This window comes from Mycobacterium parascrofulaceum ATCC BAA-614 (genome assembly GCF_000164135.1).
Taxonomy (GTDB): Bacteria; Actinomycetota; Actinomycetes; order Mycobacteriales; family Mycobacteriaceae; genus Mycobacterium; species Mycobacterium parascrofulaceum.
Map to the genome: position 1 here is coordinate 263217 of NZ_GG770556.1, position 5900 is coordinate 269116.

The 5900-nt window shown below is 67.2% G+C and carries 7 protein-coding genes; 6 read left to right on the forward strand and 1 reads right to left on the reverse strand.

Annotated features, from left to right (window positions below; all coding sequences use genetic code 11):
• The first annotated feature begins 812 nt into the window (after window positions 1–812).
• A complete protein-coding gene (locus HMPREF0591_RS21115) occupies window positions 813–1109 on the forward strand; it encodes a hypothetical protein (protein WP_157137529.1) in 297 nt (98 codons plus the stop codon).
• A 143-nt stretch (window positions 1110–1252) separates the two neighbouring features.
• Here HMPREF0591_RS21115 and HMPREF0591_RS21120 read toward each other — a convergent pair whose 3' ends face one another.
• A complete protein-coding gene (locus HMPREF0591_RS21120; RefSeq protein ID WP_007170670.1) occupies window positions 1253–1972 on the reverse strand; it encodes a helix-turn-helix domain-containing protein in 720 nt (239 codons plus the stop codon).
• A gap of 243 nt (window positions 1973–2215) precedes the next feature.
• On the opposite strand from HMPREF0591_RS21120, the gene HMPREF0591_RS21125 reads away from it, so the two are divergent.
• The 5 genes from HMPREF0591_RS21125 to HMPREF0591_RS31195 all read left to right on the forward strand — a co-directional run.
• Window positions 2216–2452, forward strand: a complete 237-nt coding sequence (locus HMPREF0591_RS21125; RefSeq protein WP_425270225.1) for a transcription factor WhiB — start codon at window positions 2216–2218, stop codon at window positions 2450–2452.
• Window positions 2453–2557: 105 nt separating this feature from the next.
• Window positions 2558–3136: a hypothetical protein gene (locus tag HMPREF0591_RS21130; RefSeq protein ID WP_007170672.1), complete on the forward strand. Its 579-nt coding sequence runs from the start codon at window positions 2558–2560 to the stop codon at window positions 3134–3136.
• Window positions 3136–3903: a helix-turn-helix domain-containing protein gene (locus tag HMPREF0591_RS30385; RefSeq protein WP_341860212.1), complete on the forward strand. Its 768-nt coding sequence runs from the start codon at window positions 3136–3138 to the stop codon at window positions 3901–3903. Before HMPREF0591_RS21130 ends, HMPREF0591_RS30385 begins: the two co-directional genes overlap by 1 nt.
• Before the next feature lie 1291 nt (window positions 3904–5194).
• The gene (locus HMPREF0591_RS34025) at window positions 5195–5644 is read left to right on the forward strand and encodes a hypothetical protein (protein WP_244269039.1); all 450 of its coding nucleotides are present in this window, start codon (window positions 5195–5197) and stop codon (window positions 5642–5644) included.
• The coding region (locus HMPREF0591_RS31195) for a WhiB family transcriptional regulator (RefSeq protein ID WP_208857789.1) at window positions 5641–5900 on the forward strand (260 nt) is incomplete at its 3' end. The genes HMPREF0591_RS34025 and HMPREF0591_RS31195, both read left to right, overlap by 4 nt.

The following is a 5900-nucleotide window of genomic DNA, read 5'->3' on the forward strand; positions in this document are numbered from 1 at the left end:
CCCCACACCCCACCCCCGGCACCATTTCGGCGTCGTGCGGGGCACGCGAATTATAGGGCCCTCCGTCTGGCGCGGCTTGCACAATTTCGCGCACGGCAATAGCCCTGCGCGCCAACACGATCCAAGCATGCGGGTGCACCAAGCATGTGATGTGTTGACCGCGGTCGCGCATCATCGACCACGACTACCAGCAGGCCGCGCCAGCCGCGCACTCACAGCACTAGCAACCGGAAGGAACCAACCATGGCCCAGATCGTCGCCGAGCACCGCGAAGACCTCCAGCGAGGGCGCATCACCGCGGTGTCCTCAGGGGGCTCGCGTGTGGAATCTGCGGACCCAACGTCACCGTGCCCAGCCAAGACAGCGCCGGAAAGTCCCTCGATGACCTTGCCGGCCTGCTGATTGCCGCCTACACCATGGCCGGCACCGCGATCAACCATGGAGTCGGCTCGCTGACACACCTGCGGAGGCCCCCGGCCTGAGCCGCTCGTGGCCAGCCTCGTCGACGTCTTGACCGCCGCCGCAAAGATCGCTGACCGGCACTGGAACCGGGCTTCTCGCGCGACATCTACCACTGCCTCGGGGAACGTGGCGCCATGCGGGCATGGCGGTGCCGTACACCTTCTCGTCGCTGCGCTGCGCTGCGCTGCGCTACCGCCGGCGACCATGCTGTGTGACTTCAACAACGAGGCCAACCCGCTCAGCGTTCGGGCGCTGTTTGACGGCGCGATCGCCGCGCTCAAACACGGTGTGACCACCGGGCACGTCGCCTGAGGTCAGCGCACCCGCGCGCTGTGCGGGACAATGTCAGCGTGCAGGATTGGGCCGAGTCTGAGCTGGCCTGGGAGCTCGCCGACACGGTCAGCCCGCGGCTTTCGCCCGACCACCGGGCAGCAATCTACGCCGCGATCGGTGCCGGGAACGCCTACGCCGCGATTGTGGCCCTGCTTAAGACGACGCACTCGGGCCCAGCCGTGCTCCCGCTCCCCCTGATCGACAGACTTCGGGATTGGCTTGATGGCTACCGCTATAGCGTCGACTCGGCGAATTTGCGCCACCTTCTTGACATGGCAGCACCCGTTGAGCCCGAACATGATCCGCGGACGTAATCAGAGTCTCAAGGCCCATCCGGGAACGAGCAGCGGGGCCCAATTTCTTCGTGATCACTGAGTCCGGCTGCAGCCACTGGTGGACGGTGCCCACCAAGCAACGGAACCCGCGGCCGCGACATTGGGCCGCGCAGTGAGCTCGTCTACGTGCTGTCGGTGAGTTCGGCGATCAGCTTCTCGATACGGCGTTGGTCGTCCTCGGTGACCGGCTGCTCGGATTCGGCGGCCACCACCACCTCGGGAGTCAGATCCAACGCGCCGGCGGCTTCGGAGACGCTTAGCGCGGCTGCGGTGCGTGCGGTGTAGAGGCGCTGGCCCAACGTGGCGCCCGGGGCCGCGGCCGCGCGCACCATGAGATCGCTGTATTGCTGGCGGATCCGCCGCAGCGCCTTAATCACCTCCGGTGAGCCCTGGCTGCTGCGCACCGCGCGTGCGGTGACCGCTTCCAAGGTGCGCAGATCGGCAAGCACCCGGCGCACCCGTTCGCCGAAACTAGGGTCTGCGTCATCGGGCAGGCCATCCGCGGAGGCCAGCACTTGGTCGACGGCAACGGTCACCGCATCCGTAATCACCGAGGTCGGATCTGAATCGCTCCTCCCAGGTTCAATAGCGCCGCTTACGATATGGGCCCCGTCGGCATAGAGCTTTGTCAGCGTGCCGGGGGGCCAGTCCACCACGCGTTCAAGCTTGGCCCGGGTGCGTTCACGCGGCCACGACCGGCCCTTTTCGAAAGCGATCAGGTTGGGTGCGCCGATGATCCCCTGTTTTGCTAATTGGCGCTGTGAAATGCCTAATTCCGCGCGACGGGCAGCGAACGCCGCACCGGCGCGAGCCACGCCGACCGTGTCCGCATCGTCGTGCATCGGCTCAGTGTAACGGTTGTCTGGGGCATACCCATAGACCTGGTCACGGACACGTCGAGCCGGCTGATTATGTTTGCTGCTTACGACTTACGCTTATGCTACTCGGGTTAGCGCTTACGCAATGCTTGCGATGCTTACGTTAGCGCGCTAACGTTACCGCCCATCTAGTGACAACGCTAAGTGGGAGGAGCGACCGTGACCGCAATGTTGGAACCACCGCCAGTCCTAATCACCACACCCTGCGTGGCCGACCCAGATCGCTGGGCCGACGGTGGCAATGACCCCACGCTCAAGGCCCTCTGCCGGGGCTGCCCCCGCCGCTGGTTGTGCGCAAACGAGGCCCTGCACACGCCGGGCATCGAGGGGTTGGTCGCCGGGGTCGACGTCCCCAAAGAAGGCCGAGCGCGGACGTTCGCGCTGCGTCAACTCCAATCGCTGGCCGCCTACGCCGGTTACGCCGACCAGCCCGTCATCCCCTAGCCGGAACGCGCCGCGGCCCAGGCGTTATCTGGGGTTGCATTCTCACCCAGCTCTGGCGCAACAAGCCACCCTCGACCATCGGCTTTTCTTTCCCAGGAGGTCGACATGACCGCCATCCTCACCCCCGCCCGACCAGTTCTTGAAACTGCGCTGCGCGCCGGTCTGCGCTGGCTTTACGCCACCGAACAACCCGCTGATGCCCTGGTGGAGCGTCGCGGCGCCAAGATCGCCACCGCCGATCGCGCGTTGCGTTTCGTTCCTGTCAGCGGCGACGGAAACCCGCTCATCGTCGTCGACCTGCTCACCGTGCACTGGGGGGTCGGTGCGTCCAGCCCGCCGTTGAATGCGCTGCCCCCCAATGAATTACCCGTTCTGGCAAGTGAGCTCGCCCGGCTGGGAATCCCTATTTGCGCGCTGCACTACCACGGCATCACCGGGACCATCAGCCTCGACGCGCCAGTACACCCGAGCCTTCAAGCCGCCGTGCTGTGCTACGACCGCGGCTGCCCCTGGCACCACACCCAAGTGTGTGAAGCCCCGATCCGCGACGGCGGCATGGCCTGCTCCTGGCACACAGACGGCCACCGCCGCGCCATCTGGCCGACCCTACAGCCCTCGCCCCCGCCGGGCACTGAGACCGCAGCTGGCTGCCGGCAATTCTCGGCGAGTGAACGGCAACCATGATGCCCGCCAATGCCTTTGGCCTCACCGCCACCGCACGAGCCGCACACCGAGCCGGTCCCCGCAACCAGACCAGCTTCCCGCACGGGGAATACCAATACGTCGGTGCCCAATCCGTACGCAGCCACATTGCGACGCTGCGACAGGCCGGCATGCCAGATAGGCAGATCGCCAAGCTGTCCGGCGTCTCGCCCAGCACAGTGCAAATCATCATGGACAAGCGCACCGGACCGACCGTGCGGCTGTTGTCGAGCACCGCCGCCAAGATCCTGACCGTAGCCCTACCCCCCACCCCGCAGACCGCCGTCGCTGACGGAGCTTTTACCGCAGCCACCGGAACAGCTCGCCGGCTGCGCGCTCTCATCGCGATCGGCTACACCCCGCACCTGTTGAGCCGTGAGCTCGGCCTGGCGTCGCGGCACATCTATGCGCTGTTCGGGGAGCGCGACCGCGTGCCGATGGCGACCGCCCAGGCGGTCACCGGTCTGTTTGACCGGTTGGAAATGACCCCGGGACCCTCTCAGCCCGCTCGCGGCCTGGCCCGCAAACTGGGCTGGGCCCCCCCGCTGGCCTGGGATGAAGACTCGATCGACGACCCCGCCGCCCATCCCGCGGGGAACGGCGGCACACATATCGGTTTCGCCGAGCGTTATCGCGAACTTCGTGACCTGGGCGTGCACGACGAATTCGTCATCGCACGTCGCCTCGGTATGAAGGTTGACTCGCTGCAGCGACAACTCGCCCGCTACCGGGAGGCCATCGCCTCATGATTCAGCTCGCTGCTCCCGCCTACCCGCTGGCCCTCACCCTGGTTTCCGGGCCCCTGCACGCTGGCGTCGTTACGCCGCAGCGTCACCGTCCACAACGGCCCGCTATCGACCAAGGGGCCGACCCCCGACCGGCGTGTCGATCACCCACGACCGCTCCCCCGCGCTCGGCCGCTGCGAGCTGGCGCGAACGCGCCAGTGGTGACAGCTGTGACTGGTGTTGCGGCGTGTCACCCCGGCGTTGTTGGCGTTGTGCGGCATCCTAAGCCAGGGCGGATATCCGCCCGCCCGAGTACGCGGCGGATATCCGCCAGCGGTTAGCAGCTGACCCGACCTACCGAAAGGACCCGCAGCCACCGCGGCCCGCGCGCCGCACCTCTGGACACATCCTCACAACTGCATAACGCCACACCCACCGCGTAACAGGCGCCGCAAACAGCGAAAACCCCCGGCCCGAAGGCCGAGGGCAGCCGGTTCGAGTTGCCGCTCGAACCGAGATGGCGCTTTCGCGAAAACCCCCACCTTGAAGGGAATCGTCATGAAAGACGCATTCCACGGTAGCGCACACCCTGCGCACGGTCTAGGCACCGCTCCTCGTGGATCTACTCACATCGTCGTCCATCCCTACCGGGGCAGCAGTCCGTTCGCGCGGCGCCGGGGAACCGCCCGGACCGCACCGCGTTGGATTCAGCGCGCCGGCGCCCCCTGCTTCGACCGCATTCCGCCCATCGTCTTGGACCTCGAGGCGCCCTGGGCTGCCATCCCCTGCTGGAGCGGCCGGGCGCGGCGCTGGGCACACGCCACCGTCCCCCAGGCCTACCTGCGCCACTACGACAGCCGCGTGCGACCCGTCATGCCGCACAACCCGGTGAGCCTCAAATCCCTTGTCGCCGTGGCTGAAGCACGTGCTTCGTTCGCCGATCACCGCACGGGGCGCGACTGTCGGCCCACCAACGACCAACTCGCCCAGATGACCGGTCTGTCGGTGCGGACCGTACAGCGCGCCTCCACGGCGCTGCGACTGCTCGGGGTCGCCACCGAAGTCATGCGGGGCCGATTGCGCACCAGAGCCGAACGGTTCGCCAGTTGGCGAGTTGGGGATAACGGCCGCGGCTGGGCCTCAGTGTGGGCCCTGCACGACTGCCGTATCCAGACGCTGTCACCCCATCCCGCAGGGTCGCTTGTTAATCAAAAACACTCACCTCAATCAGTTCTCACCACCCTCACCCGGCGCCACAGCGCCGGTAGCAGCGCCGCTACGCGGCGCACCAGCCCTGATGTCAGGGGCCTCGCCTTGGCAAACAAGTGGATCCGCAACCAGCAAAGCCCGCCGTGGGCCCGCCGGTACCACACCGGCACCCCCTGGGCCCGTCTGCTGTCCCAACCGGCTCAGCACGGATGGACACCGAGGGACATCAACACGTTGATCCAAGACTGGATCGGTACCGGCCACTGGGTGCCCGACAGCCCGCACAAGCCGATCGGGTTGCTCGGCGCCATGCTGGCCGCCCACGGCGATCTGAGGCAGCGCCCCTCGGCTTACGACGAGGCCCGCGAGCAAGAAGAATTCAACCAAGCCCGCGCCCGGGTCGCCGCGCAGCTGGCCGCCCGAGAACCCAACCGCCAAGCCCGCCAGGCTGGACGAGCCGCCCTCGCCGGCCCTGGGCGCCAAGCAGCCCAACAAGTCCTCGACGACATCCGCGAGCGTGCTCGGCTGCGCCGCTACCGCGGGGGTACCCGATGAGCGCCGCGGTAGCCCCTCCCCCATCGCCGTCGGCGAAAAGCCTGCCCTGCCAAGGTGATCCAGACCGCTGGTTCGACCGGCGCCAGCGCCGCGACACCCTGGCTCAATGCTTGAGTTGCCCGGCCCGAGCGTGGTGCGCCGAACAGGCGCTCACCTGGCAAGCCTGCTGGGGCATGTGGGCCGGGGTGTGGATCGATGGCCAGCACAGCGACGCCGAGCCCTATTTGCATGCCATCGCCACCGACCGCCCCTCGGA